This is a genomic window from Bacillus lumedeiriae (genome assembly GCF_044891285.1).
GTDB classification, from domain to species: Bacteria; Bacillota; Bacilli; order Bacillales; family Domibacillaceae; genus Pseudobacillus; species Pseudobacillus lumedeiriae.
On the sequence record NZ_JAUIYO010000002.1, the window covers coordinates 266339 to 282224 of the forward strand.

Here is a 15886-nt window from a genome sequence, read left to right on the forward strand (position 1 = left end):
TAGGTGTAACAATGAATTCAGAAATGGTAATCTCCTTAGCCGAGAAAGGCGTCTATACAACTCTCATTATTTGTGGACCGCTTTTGATTGTCGCCCTTGTCGTTGGTCTTGCGGTCAGTATTTTTCAGGCAACGACACAAATTCAAGAACAGACGCTTGCTTTCATTCCAAAGATTGTCGCTGTATTAATTGGCTTGATTTTCTTTGGACCATGGATGCTGAGTAAAATACTTTCCTATACGTTTGATATTTTTACGAATTTAACGAGATTTGTAGGTTGATGGAATGGAAGAGATCGTACCCAATTTGTCCGTTTTATTATTAATTATCGTCCGTGTTTCTGCTTTTTTTGTGACGATGCCGCTGTTTTCTCACCGGACGATTCCCGCTATGCATCGAATTGGTTTCGCCGTTTTGTTGTCCTGGATGATGTATTATACGATCGATGCCGCTCCGCTTGAGGTTGACGGAGAGTATTTTTTACTCATTTTAAAAGAAGCGATTGTCGGGCTGCTTATCGGTCTGTCGGCATATATAGTGATCGCCGCTATCCAAATCGCGGGAGGATTGATTGACTTTCAAATGGGGTTTGCCATTGCGAATGTTATCGATCCGCAAACGGGAGCGCAAAGTCCGCTGATGGGGCAATATCTGTATATGTTTTCTTTATTGATGCTGCTGGCATTAAACGGCCACCACCTCATCTTGGACGGCATCTTTTACAGTTATCAATATATTCCTGTCGATCAGCTGTCACTTCATTTCGAAAACGGCCGCCTTGCTGAATATATGAGCCGCGCCTTTGGTTCAATGTTCTTAATCGCTTTCCAAATGGCGATGCCAGTTGTTGCTGCTTTATTTTTAGTCGATGTGGCACTAGGAATTGTCGCGAGAACGGTTCCGCAGCTCAATATTTTTGTTGTCGGCTTTCCTCTTAAAATTGGTGTGGCCTTTCTCGTCATGACGGTCGTCCTAGGAGTGATGTTGACAGTCGTTCAAAAGCTGTTTGAAATGATGCTGTATACGATGCGCGATGTGATGGCGCTGATGGGGGGGGCGTAAAGTGGAGAACTGGCAGCTGGATCTTCAGTTTTTCGCTGGAGAAAAAACAGAGAAAGCAACTCCGAAAAAACGGCAAGATTCCCGTAAAAAAGGCCAAGTGGCAAAAAGTCAGGATGTCACAACGGCCATTAGTTTATTAGCTCTGTTCGGGTTCTTATTTATCGGCGCTTCATTTATCGGCAAAAGTATTGTTCATTTGTTTCAACATTCTCTGCAATATTATCTAGTCATGCCTGTAACAGAATCAAATTTGAAAGTGATTGTTCTTGAAATCATGGAACAATTGATCTACATACTAGGCCCTGTTATGCTAATTGCACTTTTAGCAGGGGTAACAGCTAATTATTTTCAGGTTGGTTTTTTACTGACTGGAGAACCGCTCAAACCAAAGCTTGAGAAGCTGGATCCTATTAAAGGATTCAAACGGATTTTTGCTGTCCGAGCACTTGTGGAGCTGCTGAAATCCATGTTAAAGATTTCATTTGTAGGTGCCATTACCTTTTTTATTCTCTGGTCTAACATTGAAGAAGTATTGAAGTTATCGTTCAAGTCGATCAATGATGCATTGGGGACGGTCGGCATGCTGACTCTGCAAATGGGAGCAGCCGCTTCAGGAGCGCTTCTTTTTTTAGCGTTACTCGATTTTTTATACCAAAAGTATGACTTTGAAAAAAGTATCCGAATGTCGAAGCAGGATATTAAAGATGAGTATAAAAACATTGAGGGCGATCCGCTCATTAAATCAAAAATTAAGCAGCGTCAGCGGGAAATGGCGATGAGCCGGATGATGCAGGAAGTACCGCAGGCCGACGTGGTCATTACAAACCCCACTCATTATGCCATTGCTTTGAAATACGATGAAAAGCAGTCAGATGCTCCTATGGTCGTCGCTAAAGGTGTCGATTATCTGGCGCAAAAAATTAAATATGTTGCTGGTGAAAACGAAGTGGAATTGATTGAAAACAGGCCGTTGGCAAGAGCTCTTTATGATCAGGTGGAAGTGGGCCAGCCTATTCCTGAAGAGTTTTTTAAAGCGGTGGCTGAAATTTTAGCTTATGTGTACCGTATAAAAAATAAATTGTAAGTTTTGTTGTTAGGAGAGAAAGAAATGAAAGCAAGAGACATCTCCGTATTGCTAAGTGTGATTTTAATCGTTGCGATGCTGATTGTTCCGCTGCCATCATGGCTGTTGAGTGTACTAATTATAATAAATATTTCTCTTGCTCTTTTAGTGCTGCTCATTTCGATGAATATGAGAGAAGCGCTGGAGTTTTCCGTTTTCCCGTCTTTACTTTTGTTATTGACGTTATTCCGTCTCGGGCTAAATGTGTCGACAACGCGTTCAATTTTAAGTAAAGGCGAGGCTGGCGGCGTTGTCGAGACATTTGGAACGTTTGTCGTCGGCGGGAATATTATTGTGGGAATGGTTGTATTCCTTATTTTGATTATTATTCAATTCGTGGTCATTACGAAAGGGTCGGAACGGGTATCTGAAGTAGCTGCCCGTTTTACGCTGGATGCTATGCCGGGAAAACAAATGAGTATTGATGCGGACTTGAATGCAGGTATGATTTCTGAACAAGAAGCGAGAGAACGGCGGGAAAAAGTAAGCCGCGAATCCGATTTTTACGGGGCGATGGATGGGGCAACGAAGTTCGTCAAAGGGGACGCCATTGCCGGGATTATTATCGTCATTATTAACTTGATTTTTGGAATGATCATTGGGGTCGTCCAACAAGGGCTTCCAATGGCAGAGGCCGCTGCCCGTTATTCGCTGTTAACGGTAGGGGACGGAATTGTATCCCAGGTGCCTGCGCTTTTAATTTCAACCGCAACTGGTATTGTTGTCACGAGAGCGGCTTCTACAGGAAACCTTGGAGAAGACATTATGACACAGCTTCTTGCTTTTCCTGTGATGCTTTATGTAGCAGCTGGCACGATTTTTTTGCTTGGTGTCGCTACACCGATCAATGATGTGCTGACTATTCCTATTGCCGGTGCGCTTGCTTTAGGCGGCTATATGCTTCAGCGTCCACCGAAAAAAGAAGAAGTGGACATGTTCCAAGCGGAAGAGGAAGTAGAAACAGAAGAATTGAAAAGTGCAGAAAGTGTGGTCAATTTACTTAATATTGATCCAATCGAATTTGAATTTGGGTACGGATTAATCCCGCTGGCCGATGCAGGACAGGGAGGGGATTTACTGGACCGGGTCGTGATGATCCGCCGCCAGCTCGCCATTGAACTCGGACTTGTGATTCCAGTTGTTCGTATTCGGGATAACATTCAGCTGCAGCCGAATGAATATCGAATTAAGATAAAGGGAAGTGTCATGGCTTCCGGAGATCTATTGCTCGATCATTATTTGGCAATGAGTCCAGGGGAAGACGATGATACGATTGAAGGAATTGATACGATCGAACCATCTTTCGGTCTGCCGGCTAAATGGATTACGGAGGAAATGAAAGAACAGGCTGAAATTTTAGGCTATACGGTCGTTGATCCCCCGAGTGTTGTTTCTACTCATTTGACAGAAGTGATTAAAGCGAATGCCCATGAACTGCTTGGCCGTCAGGAAACACAGCAGTTAATTGATCATTTGAAGGAATCCTATCCTATTTTAGCAGAGGAAGTTACCCCGAATCCGCTGACAGTAGGGGAAGTTCAAAAGGTGCTCGCTAAATTATTGAAGGAACACATCTCGATCAGAAATCTGCCGATTATTTTTGAAACACTGGCTGACTTTGGAAAGATGTCTTCTGATACTGACTTGCTGACGGAATATGTCCGCCAGGCGCTTGCCAGACAAATTACTGGACAGTACACAGAGGCAGGAGAAGCGTTAAAGGTCATTACGCTTTCAGGACAAATTGAGAAGCTTATCGCTGACAATGTACAGCAAACGGAACATGGCAACTTTTTGTCGCTTGATCCGATGGACTCGCAGCGAATACTAGAAGCAATGGCTGCCCAAGTGGAACAAGTATCTTTTATGCAGCAGACACCAATTATTTTATGTTCACCGGCCGTTCGGATGTATATTAGGCAGCTTGCTGAACGATATTTTCCGCAATTGCCGATTTTATCCTATAATGAGCTGGAACCGAACGTGGAAGTTCAAAGTGCAGGGGTGGTGAGTTTAGATTGAAAGTAAAAAAATATACGGCGGCAACCATGCCTGAAGTTATGAAACAGATTCGTGCCGAGCTTGGAGAGCAAGCGGTGCTTCTGCAAACGAAAACCGTGTATACGGGAGGGTTTTTCGGCCTATTTAAAAAGAAGAGTATAGAAGTGGTAGCAGCGATTGATCCGAACCCTCACACGGCTCCTCATTTGAAAAAATCAGCTGTTTTCAACGAGCATCCTCTGCAGCTGAAGAAAGAAAAACATAATGGAGAAGCTCTCACGAAGGAATTGAATGAGTTAAAAGAAATCGTTAAACAGATTTCTAAGGCAGATCCTTTTTCATCGGATACTTACCCGGAAGAACTGAGACGCCCAATCATAAAATTACAAAAACAAGAAGTGGCGGAGGAGTTTGTTTCTGAATTGAAACAGCAGCTGCTTGATAAATGGAAAGAAGAAAAAGGACAGGTCAGTGAAGCGCTCGCGGATGAATGGAGCAGAGAGTGGCTCATTGAAAAAATAAAGCCTATTCAAGACAAGCAGCCGGCCATTTCGAAAAAGTTTATTAATATTGTAGGGCCGACTGGAGTAGGAAAAACGACGACGCTCGCCAAAATGGCCGCTGGAAGTGTGCTGGAACAAAAGTTTAAAACGGCTTTTATTACAACAGATACGTACAGAATCGGAGCCATTGAGCAGTTAAAAACATATGCCGATTTATTGAAAGTTCCAGTAGAAATTGTTTATCAGCCAGTTGAAATGAAGCGGGCAATCGAGAAATTTAAAGAGTATGAAATAGTTTATATTGATACGGCCGGGCGTAACTATTTGGAAAAACCATTTATCGAAGAATTAAAAACGATGATCCCTTTCGATCGAATGAAAAATTATTTAGTCGTGTCCCTTACTGCCAAGGAGCCGGATATCCATGCAATGATCCAGCAATTTTCTGATGTGCCGATTGATCAGTTTATTTTCACGAAAGTGGATGAAACGACGAGCCGCGGGGCGATTGTGAACGTAATGTGCCGATACGGTAAAGGAGCAGCTTTCTTAACGAATGGGCAAAACGTACCGGACGATTTGATTCAGCCAAATGCGAAAGAAATAGCTGATATTATTTTGGGTGACCACTTATGATGCACAATGATCAAGCAGCAGCATTGCGGCAAAGACTGAATCGTCTCGAAGGAGGCAGGGCCAAAACGGTTGCTGTAGTGAGCGGAAAAGGCGGAGTAGGAAAATCAAACATTTCACTAAATTTTGCTATTGAGCTAACCCGTAGTGGGAAAAAAGTGCTAATATTTGATATGGATATCGGAATGGGGAACATCCATGTATTGACTGGACAGGCATGGGGACGCTCTATCGCTGATTTTTTTGAACAAGAACGGTCCCTTAAAGAGCTGATTTTCAAGGATAAAGAAGGGGTTTCTTACATTCTGGGTGGTTCGGGTCTCAACCAGTTAGTTGAATGGAACAGCAGTCATTTTAATCGGTGGCTGTATGAGATAGAAGAACTTCAGCAGCAGTACGATTATTTATTGTTTGACATGGGAGCAGGTGCCACGAAAGAAACGCTTAATATTCTAATGTCGACAGACGATATTATAGTTGTAACGACACCAGAACCGACATCGATCACGGATGCTTATTCTATGATGAAATATATTCATTCTCACGGTGGAGAAAACACATTTTATCTAGTATGTAACCGGACGGAATCGGAAAAAGAAGGCAGGGAAGCAGTTAACCGGCTGCGGCAGGCCGTTCAAAAGTTTTTGCAGAGAGAAAGTTTTGAATTAGGGGTCTTACCTGAAAGTAACATTGTAAAAAGAGCGGTTATTGCACAAACCCCCTTTCTTATTGCCTATCCGAATACAAACATATCCCAAGCGCTGAGAGCGGCTGTGAAAGCATATGCTGAAGGATACTGGGATTCATCAAATAAGTCTGAACCGAAAAGCTTTATATCTAGGCTTCGTTACTTCTTTGCGAAAGGCAGGGGCTAAAATGAAAGGGAAAAAAGTCGTTGTCGTTGATGACTCGGCCTTTATGCGAAAGTTAATTACCGAGTTTTTATCTTCCCATCCTGAATTGGAAGTTGTAGCGACTGCGAGAAATGGAAAAGACGCGATTGGAAAAATTAAGAAGTTCAAACCGGCAGTCATTACAATGGATGTAGAAATGCCCGAAATGGATGGTCTTGATGCTTTAAGCTATATTATGGAGCACATGCCTACTCCCATTGTCATGTTGTCAAGCTTAACAGGTGCGGGAGCCGAAACAACATTACAGGCAATGGAAAAAGGGGCGGTCGACTTCATTGAAAAGCCTTCTGGCACCATTTCGCTTGATTTGCACAAAGTCAAAGATGAACTGATCGGAAAAGTATTGGCTGCGAGCAAAGCCAACTTACGCTCTGTCCTGCCGTCTGTTCATCCTGCTTCCTGTACAGCAGAAGCTAGAGTTAACCAGCAACAGCAGCATCCAGAAATCAAGGTTCCTGCGTTCGGTAAAGGGAAAAAGAAGAAAAACGATAAAAGCATCGTTGTCATTGGTACTTCAACAGGAGGGCCGCGGGCGCTTCAGCAAGTGCTGACGAAGCTGCCGCAGGATACAAGCGCACCTATTCTTGTTGTCCAGCATATGCCTGCCGGATTTACAAAATCATTAGCTCAAAGACTAGATTCCATATCAGCCATTCACGTAAAAGAAGCTGAAGACGGAGAGATTTTGCAAAAAGGAACGGCTTATATTTGTCCAGGGAACTATCATTTGAAAGTGAAAAAAGCCGGCGAAACGCTGATAGCGCATCTTGATCAGTCACCGCCTGTCAATGGGCACCGGCCTGCGGTTGATGTGATGTTCAAATCGGTTAGTCAACTAACAGATGTAGATAAAGTGGCTGTGATCATGACGGGAATGGGATCGGATGGGACAAACGGTCTCATTAAATTAAAAGAAACAAAGACAGAGAGCGTACAGGCGATCGCAGAATCGGAAGAATCATGTGTGGTGTTTGGGATGCCAAGAGCCGCTATTGCTACCCGTCTAGTTGATTGTACAGTTTCCGTAGAACGCATTGCTGAAAATATTTTAAAGTATATAAGATAGAAAGGGCGAGTGGCTGATGGAAGTGAATCAATATTTAGAAATTTTTATTGATGAAAGTAAAGAGCATCTGCAGGCCATCAATGAAAACTTATTGCTATTGGAGAAGACCCCTGAAGACCTTGCAATTGTCAATGAAATTTTCCGGTCTGCTCATACGTTAAAAGGAATGTCTGCGACGATGGGATATGAAGACTTAGCAAACTTAACTCACAAAATGGAGAATGTCCTTGATGCCATTCGCAACCACAAACTTCAAGTTTCCCCCGGTATTTTGGATGTGGTTTTCGCTTCCATTGATGATTTAGAAGCCATGGTAAATGACATTGCCTCCGGCGGCGAAGGAAAACGGGACGTAACGGAAGTTGTTGACAGGTTATTGAAAATTGAAAAGGGTGAAATGGTAAGTGAAGCACCTTCACCTATACAAGAGGATGCTGCTCCTTCCGGCGATTATGCGAGCGCTGAATATGACGAGTTTGAACGCACAGTGATTCAGCAGTCCAAAGAGCAAGGTTTTACTTGTTTTGAAATTGGCGTTGAATTGCGCAGCGACTGCGTCTTAAAAGCAGCCCGTGTGTTTATGGTGTTTGAAGTGTTGGAAAAGTGTGGAGAAGTGATTAAATCAACACCTTCCACGGAACAGCTGGAAGCAGAACAATTTGATGAGATGTTTACAGTAACGCTGATTACTCAGGAGCAGGCTTCGGATATTGAAGCCAAAGTGAAAAAAGTCTCTGAAGTGGAGCGTGTTACTGTTACGGAAGTCAGCCTGCAGCCATTGGAAGCAGAAGAGGCGGCGAAGGAAATAGCGGCAGCCCTTGCACCGGCCGTCGAACCTAAAAAAACAGAAAAAATAGAAAAAATAGAAGAGACAAAACAGAAGAAACAGCAAGCAGTTTCTAATAAAACTATCCGCGTAAATATTGAACGGCTTGATATTTTAATGAATTTATTTGAAGAACTTGTGATTGATCGGGGCCGCCTTGAACAGATTGCGGGTGAATTAAATAATCCTGAGTTGAATGAAACGGTTGAAAGAATGTCAAGAATTTCAGGAGATTTACAAGCGATTATTCTAAATATGCGCATGGTGCCGGTGGAGACTGTGTTTAATCGTTTTCCTCGTATGGTTCGCCAGCTTGCACGCGATTTAAATAAGCAAATTAAATTGGAAATTATAGGTGCAGAAACAGAGTTGGATCGGACAGTGATTGATGAAATCGGCGATCCGCTCGTTCATTTAATCAGGAACGCCATTGATCACGGAATAGAAATGCCTGCAGACCGTAAAGCGAAAGGAAAATCGGAAGAGGGCACGGTGAAGCTAAAAGCTTATCACAGCGGCAATCATGTATTTATTGAAATTGAAGATGATGGAGCGGGAATTAACAAAGAAAAAGTACTGAACAAGGCATTGTCAAAAGGTATTGTGACAGAAGAGCAGGCTGGAACGATGTCAGACAATCAAATTTACGAATTGATTTTAGCTTCCGGCTTTTCAACGGCTGATACGATATCTGATATTTCTGGCCGCGGTGTCGGGTTGGATGTCGTAAAAACAACGATTGAATCTCTTGGCGGATCTATCGGCATTGAAGCAGGACAAGGAGCAGGGTCAGTCTTTTTAATTCAGCTGCCGCTGACATTATCTATTATTTCTGTCATGCTTGTAGAAATTGAAAAAGAAAAATATGCTATCCCGCTGTCCTCTATTATTGAAACGGCCATTGTGAAGAAAGAGGATGTCTTAAACGCCCATACTCAACAAGTGATTGATTTCCGTGGGAAAATTGTACCACTCGTCTTTTTAGAACAAATATTCGAAGTGCCGAGAGAAAATCAAGGGGATGATTTTTATTCCATTGTGATTGTACGTAAAGGAGATAAAATGGCGGGCCTTGTTGTGGACTCCTTTATCGGTCAGCAGGAAGTCGTGTTGAAATCGCTCGGCAATTATTTATCTAATGTGTTTGCTATCTCTGGCGCGACTATTCTTGGGGACGGACAAGTGGCTCTAATCGTCGACTGCAATGCTTTAATAAAATAATGAGCGGATGGGAAAAGGAGTGGAAAATAAATGAGTGAAATAGCAGCAGCTCCGTCAATGATCAAAGTGATTGCTTTTCAATTAATGGATAAAGAATATGCATTCCCTGTCCATCAGGTGCATTCGATTGAAAAGTTAATGCATATTACGCGTGTGCCCGGAACCGTCCCTTTTATTAGGGGTGTGATTAATCTTCGCGGGGTCGTTACTCCGATTATTGATTTGCGTAAACGATTTGGCCTGCCGGAAGAAGAGTATGATGAGCAAACGAGAATTATTATTGCCTCTTCCGGTGATATCGAAGTCGGTCTTGTAGTAGATAGTGCCAATGACGTACTTGATATTCCAAAAGACACGATCGAACCTCAGCCGGACATTGCCGGTACAGTGGAAGCAGAATATATTACTGGTGTGGCAAAACTGGAGAAAAGGCTATTAATTTTATTAAATTTAGAAAGAGTTTTTAAGTAGAGGCGGGAGTGAGATGGATTACATAGAGAAACTCGGTACACTCCACTTAGATATTTTAAAAGAATTTGGAAATATCGGTGCCGGCCATGCTGCTACGGCACTCTCTACGTTGTTGGATAAAAAAATTGATATGAGAGTGCCGAGCGCTCGGATTGTGTCATTTAACGATATGATGGAAATGGCAGGCGGGTCGGAAGAGAGTGTAGTCGGTGTAAGCTTGAGAATTGAAGGAGAAGTAACCGGCAGTATGTTCTTTATTCTTTCTCTGCAGCAAGCGGAACGTTTCATTGGCGGTATGATCGGCAATGATGATTTTTCTTTTAAAGGAGAGGAAGAACAAAGCATGGGGCTGTCGGCTATGCAGGAGCTGGGGAATATTTTATCTGGATCCTACTTATCTGCGCTTGGGGACTTTACTCGTATGCAGATTTATCCTTCTGTTCCGGAACTTGCTATCGATATGTTTGGAGCTATTATTAGTTATGGACTTGTTGAGTCTTCTCAGTATGGAGATTATGCGATCGTCATTGAAACCATTTTGAAAGAACTGGATGCAGAACAAACGGATGAAATGAAAGGTCATTTCTTTTTGCTTCCTGATCCGTTATCGTTTGGTCCGATTTTCGAGGCGCTTGGGGTCGGATTAAATGAGTAGCACGAGCCAGGTTGTTAAAGTAGGGATTGCCGATATGAATATTGTTCGTTCGCCTGACATGATTCGTACGTCTGGACTTGGCTCTTGTGTTGGAGTGGTCATCTATGATGAGCGAATGACGGTCGCTGGCATGGTTCATGTCATGCTGCCGGATTCCAAGCTTGCTAAAACGGGGCATATCAATAAGGCGAAATATGCGGATACAGGGATCGCAGAATTAGCGGCACGTCTGAAAGCGGAAGGGGCACAATCATACAGATTGAGAGCCAAATTGGCCGGCGGTGCTCAGATGTTTCAATTTAATTCGCAAAATAGCTCATTTAAAATTGGCCCGAGAAATGTTGAAGCAGTCAAACAGGCGCTGCAAGCACACCGTATCCCTATTATTGGAGAGGACGTGGGAGGAAGCAGCGGGCGTACGATCGAATTTGATCCCCATACTTGCCAGCTTCACATAAGGACAGTCAATAAGGGAAATCATACGATATAAAAGAAGGAAAGGGACATGTCATTTTGTCCCTTTTTCTATATTGAAAAAATTTATTTGCGTTCTGGCAGCACTTTTTTATAGAATATGGAAGATAAAGAATAAACAGCCTGACCGTCTTTTTAGAAAAACTTCTCTGAGAAGTCAATCCGAGGAGGAGAAATGTAAGCTATGACCAAAACGAATAGGACTGAGGAACAAAAATTATGGGCTGCCTGGAAAGCATCAGAGGACCCAGCGGCGGGGAATCTGCTCGTAGAGAAATACATGCCGCTCGTATCCTTTCATGCGCAGCGTATCTCAGCAAGCCTTCCGAAAAGTGTGAACAAAGAAGATATTAAAAGTCTTGGGTTGATGGGGCTGTATGATGCGCTGAAAAAATTTGATCCGGCACGTGATTTGAAGTTTGATACATATGCTTCTTTTCGCATTCGCGGCGCTATTTTAGACGGTCTTCGGAAAGAAGACTGGCTGCCAAGGGGAACGAGAGAAAGGGCGAAAAAAATCGAAGCGAAGATGGAAGCGCTTGAACAAAAGTATCTTCGAAGAATAACGGCAGCTGAAGTGGCAGAACAGCTTGATATGACGGAAGAAGAAGTGCACCAGACGATGACAGAACATTTATTTTCCAATGTGTTATCCATGGATGAACAGGTACATGATCAAGAGGAGTCAGAGGGCAAGAGGTTCGTGTTAAAAGATGAAAAAGCGGCTTTGCCAGAGGAAGTTCTCATTAAGAGCGAACTTGTTCAGGAGCTGACGAAGGAAATTTCCAAGTTGTCGGAAAAAGAACAACTTGTCTTGAGTTTATTTTATCACGAGGAGCTTACATTGACGGAGATTGGGGAAGTGATGAACCTTTCCACTTCGAGAATTTCACAAATTCATTCAAAAGCATTATTTAAGCTGAGAAACCAACTCATTAAAATCAATGGCCGTGCATATTGATCAAAAGCTCATAAACAAAATCAATTTTATACACTCTCAGGCTGATTAAAATTGATTGTTAACAGTCTGAAAAATGTTTCATTAGCAAGGAGATCCGATGGTTATTCTATTTATATTTATTTCATTTGTGCTCAATGCAGTCTCTCTTTTTGCGATTGTCTTGCTGTTTACAAGGCAAAATCGTTTGTATGCTGTGAAAGATCAGCAGGAAAAGCTTGTAAAAGATATGGAGGAAATGATGGCTGCTTATTTGCTTGAAATGAAAGAAGAGAACGAGAGGTTTATGAAAGAGTTTTCTGGTGCTGGTCAACAAGGAACCGCTACGATAAAAAAGCCAGAAACAGCAGAGAATCTAGAAATCCCTCTTCCGATAATGAGCAAACCCGAAGACAAGCCGGCGTCGATTACCGCTCCTTCCATGCAGCGAAACCGGGCGGCTAAAGTATACAATGCAAACAACAAAAAGCCCGCCGCTGTTCAGGCTGATCAGCTTCAAGAACCTGTTGTACCGCCGGCAGAGAAAGATCAGCTTCACAACATCTTTTCATTACAAGAGCAAGGTTTAAGTATCGAGGACATTGCCAAGAAATTGAATAAAGGAAAGACAGAAGTGGAATTGGCTTTGAAATTTGCCAGTGCTGGCAAAAATGGTTGATTGCATCGTCTAGCTATGGTATAGTTACTAACGGTGTTATTACACACGCTCGCTGATTTGAACAGATGGTGCTGTCAAAAAGGCAGTTTCTGATCAGAAATGACGGGAGCGGAGGAAAAATTTAAAAACCATTTAGGAGGAAACAGAACATGTCAGTTATTTCAATGAAGCAGCTGCTTGAAGCTGGTGTCCATTTCGGTCATCAAACACGCCGCTGGAACCCAAAAATGAAGAAATATATTTTCCAGGAGCGTAACGGAATTTATATTATCGACCTTCAAAAAACAGTAAGAAAAGTAGAAGAAGCTTATAAATTTGTAAGAGAATTAGCTGAAAACGGCGGGAAAGTTCTTTTCGTCGGAACAAAAAAACAAGCTCAAGAGTCTGTAAAAGAAGAAGCTGAACGTTCAGGCATGTACTTCGTAAACCAACGCTGGTTAGGTGGTACACTAACGAACTTCTCAACTATTCAAAAACGTGTACAACGTTTAAAGAATATCGAAAAAATGGAAGAAGACGGCACATTTGACGTACTTCCTAAAAAAGAAGTTGTACAACTGAAAAAAGAACATGAACGCTTAGTGAAATTCCTTGGCGGAATTAGAGATATGAAAGGTCTTCCAGATGCACTATTCATTATCGATCCGCGTAAAGAGCGTATCGCTGTTGCGGAAGCACGCAAATTGAATATTCCGATTGTTGGTATTGTTGATACGAACTGTGATCCAGATGAAATCGATTATGTTATCCCGGCAAACGATGATGCAATCCGCGCTGTTAAACTTTTAACAGGAAAAATGGCAGATGCCATCCTTGAAGCAAAGCAAGGAGAAGAAACAGCGGAAGTAACAGAAGTAGAAGAAACACCAGAAGCAGCAGCAGCTGAGTAAGAATGAATGAAAAGGTGATAAGTGGAATTTCTCTTATCACCTTTTTTTAAAAGAGAAAAACAATATAGCGTATGAAGAAGCACATGACTTAAAGGAGGAACAACAATTATGGCAATTACTGCTCAAATGGTTAAAGAACTTCGTGAAAAAACTGGCGCTGGCATGATGGATTGTAAAAAAGCGCTGACAGAAACAGCCGGCGACATGGAGAAAGCAATTGATTACCTTCGTGAAAAAGGGATCGCAAAAGCTGCGAAAAAATCTGACCGTATTGCTGCAGAAGGGACAACTTTCATTAAAAGTGAAGGCAATACAGCTGTTATTTTAGAAGTGAACTCAGAAACTGATTTCGTAGCGAAAAACGAAGGTTTCCAAACGCTTGTAAAAGATATTGCTGACCATTTATTAGCAAATAAGCCTGCAAACGTGGAAGAAGCAGTTGAACAAAAAATGGAAAACGGCAGCACAGTAGGTGAATACATCAATGAAGCAATCGCTAAAATTGGTGAAAAGTTAACTCTTCGCCGTTTTGAAATTAAAACAAAAAGCGACAATGCTGCATTTGGAGAATACCTTCATATGGGCGGCCGCATTGGAGTTCTTACTGTTCTTGAGGGAACAACAGATGCAAGTGCAGCGAAAGATGTTGCAATGCACGCAGCAGCTTTAAAGCCTAAATACATCTCCCGTGATGCGGTTTCAGAAGAAGAAGTAGCCCGCGAGCGTGAAGTATTGACACAACAAGCTTTAAATGAAGGCAAACCTGAAAATATCGTAGCGAAAATGGTCGAAGGCCGCATTGGTAAATTCTTTGAAGATATTTGTTTAGTAGACCAGGCTTTCGTTAAAAATCCAGATGAAAAAGTAGGTAAATTTGTTCAATCTAAAGGAGCAGAAGTAACGGAGCTTGTCCGTTATGAAGTGGGCGAAGGCCTTGAAAAGCGCCAAGACAACTTTGCTGAAGAAGTAATGAACCAAGTCAAAAAATAATTCTTTTCTATATCAAATAGAAAGAAGTCGTTATGAAATAGAAATCCCTTACCGGCTGTTGGTGAGGGATTTCATATAGAGTTTAACAATTTTTTAGGAAATTAAGGTTGAGCAAACCAACAACCATACATACGGAGGTTTACATGAGCGTTCCAAAATATAAACGGGTAGTATTAAAGTTAAGCGGGGAAGCACTGGCAGGTGAAGCTGGATTCGGCATCAATCCGACCGTCATTAAATCAATTGCTGAGCAGGTAAAGGAAATTGCTGAGCTGGATGTAGAGGTAGCAGTCGTAGTAGGCGGCGGCAACATTTGGAGAGGAAAGATTGGCAGTGAAATGGGAATGGACCGCGCAACAGCCGATTATATGGGGATGCTTGCCACAGTCATGAACTCAATGGCTTTACAAGACAGCCTGGAACAGCTTGGCATTGAAACGCGTGTCCAGACTTCGATCGAAATGCGGCAGGTAGCAGAACCTTATATCCGCCGCCGGGCGATTCGACATCTTGAAAAGAAACGAGTCGTTATTTTCGCTGCGGGTACAGGCAATCCATATTTCTCTACCGACACGACAGCCGCGCTGAGAGCAGCCGAAATTGAAGCAGAAGTCATTTTAATGGCGAAAAACAATGTGGATGGTGTATATTCAGCCGATCCGCGCATCGATAAAACGGCAGTGAAATATGACAATTTGTCTTATCTTGATGTAATTAAAGAAGGACTTGCTGTGATGGATTCGACAGCGTCATCATTATGTATGGATAATGATATACCGCTTATTGTCTTTTCCATTATGGAAAGCGGCAATATTAAACGAGTGGTCATGGGCGAAAATATCGGAACAATTGTAAGGGGGAAAAATAATGGCCAATGAAGTAATTGAGCAATTGAAAGAAAAAATGACAAAAGCGATTCAAGCATATACGAGAGAATTAGCATCTATTCGTGCTGGCCGTGCGAATGCATCTTTATTAGACCGTGTAACAGTTGATTATTACGGAGCGCCAACGCCGATTAATCAGCTCGCTTCTGTATCTGTGCCAGAGGCAAGACTTCTTGTCATTCAGCCTTATGACAAAACAGTGATGAGTGATATTGAAAAAGCGATCTTAAAGTCAGATCTTGGCCTGACACCTTCAAATGACGGCTCAGTGATCCGTCTTGCTTTCCCAGCTTTAACGGAAGAACGCCGTAAAGAATTAGTGAAGCTTGTGAAAAAAGAAGGAGAAGAAGCCAAAGTAGCCATTCGTAATGTTCGCCGCGATGCGAACGAAGGATTGAAAAAGTTAGAAAAGTCCGGTGATATTACGGAAGATGAACTGCGCGGCTTGACAGAAGATGTGCAGAAGCACACAGATGATTTCATCAGTAAAATTGATGGTATTTCCAAAGATAAAGAAAAAGAAATTATGGAAGTCTAATGCGTGAACCCTCTTG

The 15886-nt window shown here is 42.4% G+C and carries 17 protein-coding genes; all 17 read left to right on the forward strand.

Annotation, left to right across the window (positions count from 1 at the left end; translation table 11 throughout):
• The first annotated feature begins 11 nt into the window (after positions 1 to 11).
• The 17 genes from fliQ to frr all read left to right on the forward strand — a co-directional run bounded on the left by fliQ (position 12) and on the right by frr (position 15870).
• Positions 12 to 281, forward strand: a complete 270-nt coding sequence (gene fliQ / locus QYG89_RS04845) for a flagellar biosynthesis protein FliQ (protein WP_404315128.1) — start codon at positions 12 to 14, stop codon at positions 279 to 281.
• Positions 282 to 285: 4 nt separating this feature from the next.
• Positions 286 to 1062 carry a flagellar biosynthetic protein FliR gene (gene fliR, locus QYG89_RS04850; RefSeq protein WP_404315130.1) on the forward strand — a complete coding sequence of 259 codons (777 nt, stop codon included), beginning with the start codon at positions 286 to 288 and terminating at the stop codon, positions 1060 to 1062.
• A 1-nt stretch (position 1063) separates the two neighbouring features.
• Positions 1064 to 2146, forward strand: a complete 1083-nt coding sequence (flhB, locus tag QYG89_RS04855; protein WP_404315132.1) for a flagellar biosynthesis protein FlhB — start codon at positions 1064 to 1066, stop codon at positions 2144 to 2146.
• 24 nt (positions 2147 to 2170) lie between these two features.
• A complete protein-coding gene (gene flhA / locus QYG89_RS04860; RefSeq protein ID WP_404315134.1) occupies positions 2171 to 4207 on the forward strand; it encodes a flagellar biosynthesis protein FlhA in 2037 nt (678 codons plus the stop codon).
• The gene (gene flhF / locus QYG89_RS04865) at positions 4204 to 5325 is read left to right on the forward strand and encodes a flagellar biosynthesis protein FlhF (RefSeq protein WP_404315136.1); all 1122 of its coding nucleotides are present in this window, start codon (positions 4204 to 4206) and stop codon (positions 5323 to 5325) included. Before flhA ends, flhF begins: the two co-directional genes overlap by 4 nt.
• Positions 5322 to 6197, forward strand: coding sequence for a MinD/ParA family protein (locus tag QYG89_RS04870; protein WP_404315138.1), 876 nt, complete (start codon positions 5322 to 5324; stop codon positions 6195 to 6197). Before flhF ends, QYG89_RS04870 begins: the two co-directional genes overlap by 4 nt.
• Before the next feature lies 1 nt (position 6198).
• Positions 6199 to 7302, forward strand: a complete 1104-nt coding sequence (locus QYG89_RS04875; RefSeq protein WP_404315140.1) for a protein-glutamate methylesterase/protein-glutamine glutaminase — start codon at positions 6199 to 6201, stop codon at positions 7300 to 7302.
• A 16-nt stretch (positions 7303 to 7318) separates the two neighbouring features.
• Positions 7319 to 9349 (forward strand): chemotaxis protein CheA, encoded by a 2031-nt coding sequence (locus QYG89_RS04880; RefSeq protein WP_404315142.1) that lies wholly within the window; start codon positions 7319 to 7321, stop codon positions 9347 to 9349.
• Between the two features lie 30 nt (positions 9350 to 9379).
• The gene (locus QYG89_RS04885) at positions 9380 to 9820 is read left to right on the forward strand and encodes a chemotaxis protein CheW (protein WP_404315144.1); all 441 of its coding nucleotides are present in this window, start codon (positions 9380 to 9382) and stop codon (positions 9818 to 9820) included.
• A 13-nt stretch (positions 9821 to 9833) separates the two neighbouring features.
• On the forward strand, positions 9834 to 10475 hold the full coding sequence (locus QYG89_RS04890) for a chemotaxis protein CheC (RefSeq protein ID WP_404315146.1): 642 nt from the start codon (positions 9834 to 9836) through the stop codon (positions 10473 to 10475).
• A complete protein-coding gene (locus QYG89_RS04895; RefSeq protein ID WP_404315148.1) occupies positions 10468 to 10965 on the forward strand; it encodes a chemotaxis protein CheD in 498 nt (165 codons plus the stop codon). The genes QYG89_RS04890 and QYG89_RS04895 overlap by 8 nt, the downstream gene beginning before the upstream one ends.
• Positions 10966 to 11133: 168 nt before the next feature.
• Entirely contained in the window at positions 11134 to 11910 is a 777-nt protein-coding gene (locus QYG89_RS04900; RefSeq protein WP_404315151.1) for a FliA/WhiG family RNA polymerase sigma factor, read from the forward strand.
• Between the two features lie 97 nt (positions 11911 to 12007).
• Positions 12008 to 12565, forward strand: coding sequence for a hypothetical protein (locus QYG89_RS04905; RefSeq protein WP_404315153.1), 558 nt, complete (start codon positions 12008 to 12010; stop codon positions 12563 to 12565).
• Between the two features lie 149 nt (positions 12566 to 12714).
• Positions 12715 to 13455, forward strand: a complete 741-nt coding sequence (rpsB, locus tag QYG89_RS04910) for a 30S ribosomal protein S2 (RefSeq protein ID WP_404315155.1) — start codon at positions 12715 to 12717, stop codon at positions 13453 to 13455.
• Positions 13456 to 13563: 108 nt separating this feature from the next.
• On the forward strand, positions 13564 to 14445 hold the full coding sequence (gene tsf / locus QYG89_RS04915; protein ID WP_404315157.1) for a translation elongation factor Ts: 882 nt from the start codon (positions 13564 to 13566) through the stop codon (positions 14443 to 14445).
• A 143-nt stretch (positions 14446 to 14588) separates the two neighbouring features.
• Positions 14589 to 15323, forward strand: a complete 735-nt coding sequence (gene pyrH, locus QYG89_RS04920; protein WP_404315159.1) for a UMP kinase — start codon at positions 14589 to 14591, stop codon at positions 15321 to 15323.
• Positions 15313 to 15870: a ribosome recycling factor gene (gene frr, locus QYG89_RS04925; RefSeq protein ID WP_404315161.1), complete on the forward strand. Its 558-nt coding sequence runs from the start codon at positions 15313 to 15315 to the stop codon at positions 15868 to 15870. Before pyrH ends, frr begins: the two co-directional genes overlap by 11 nt.
• Positions 15871 to 15886: the final 16 nt, after the last annotated feature.

Coding starts and splice junctions, on each gene's coding strand:
- fliQ (WP_404315128.1), top strand. CDS start 12: ATGAATTCAGAAATGGTAATCTCCTTAGCCGAGAAAGGCGTCTATACA.
- fliR (WP_404315130.1), top strand. CDS start 286: ATGGAAGAGATCGTACCCAATTTGTCCGTTTTATTATTAATTATCGTC.
- flhA (WP_404315134.1), top strand. CDS start 2,171: ATGAAAGCAAGAGACATCTCCGTATTGCTAAGTGTGATTTTAATCGTT.
- QYG89_RS04870 (WP_404315138.1), top strand. CDS start 5,322: ATGATGCACAATGATCAAGCAGCAGCATTGCGGCAAAGACTGAATCGT.
- QYG89_RS04875 (WP_404315140.1), top strand. CDS start 6,199: ATGAAAGGGAAAAAAGTCGTTGTCGTTGATGACTCGGCCTTTATGCGA.
- QYG89_RS04880 (WP_404315142.1), top strand. CDS start 7,319: ATGGAAGTGAATCAATATTTAGAAATTTTTATTGATGAAAGTAAAGAG.
- QYG89_RS04885 (WP_404315144.1), top strand. CDS start 9,380: ATGAGTGAAATAGCAGCAGCTCCGTCAATGATCAAAGTGATTGCTTTT.
- QYG89_RS04890 (WP_404315146.1), top strand. CDS start 9,834: ATGGATTACATAGAGAAACTCGGTACACTCCACTTAGATATTTTAAAA.
- QYG89_RS04895 (WP_404315148.1), top strand. CDS start 10,468: ATGAGTAGCACGAGCCAGGTTGTTAAAGTAGGGATTGCCGATATGAAT.
- QYG89_RS04900 (WP_404315151.1), top strand. CDS start 11,134: ATGACCAAAACGAATAGGACTGAGGAACAAAAATTATGGGCTGCCTGG.
- QYG89_RS04905 (WP_404315153.1), top strand. CDS start 12,008: ATGGTTATTCTATTTATATTTATTTCATTTGTGCTCAATGCAGTCTCT.
- rpsB (WP_404315155.1), top strand. CDS start 12,715: ATGTCAGTTATTTCAATGAAGCAGCTGCTTGAAGCTGGTGTCCATTTC.
- tsf (WP_404315157.1), top strand. CDS start 13,564: ATGGCAATTACTGCTCAAATGGTTAAAGAACTTCGTGAAAAAACTGGC.
- pyrH (WP_404315159.1), top strand. CDS start 14,589: ATGAGCGTTCCAAAATATAAACGGGTAGTATTAAAGTTAAGCGGGGAA.
- frr (WP_404315161.1), top strand. CDS start 15,313: ATGGCCAATGAAGTAATTGAGCAATTGAAAGAAAAAATGACAAAAGCG.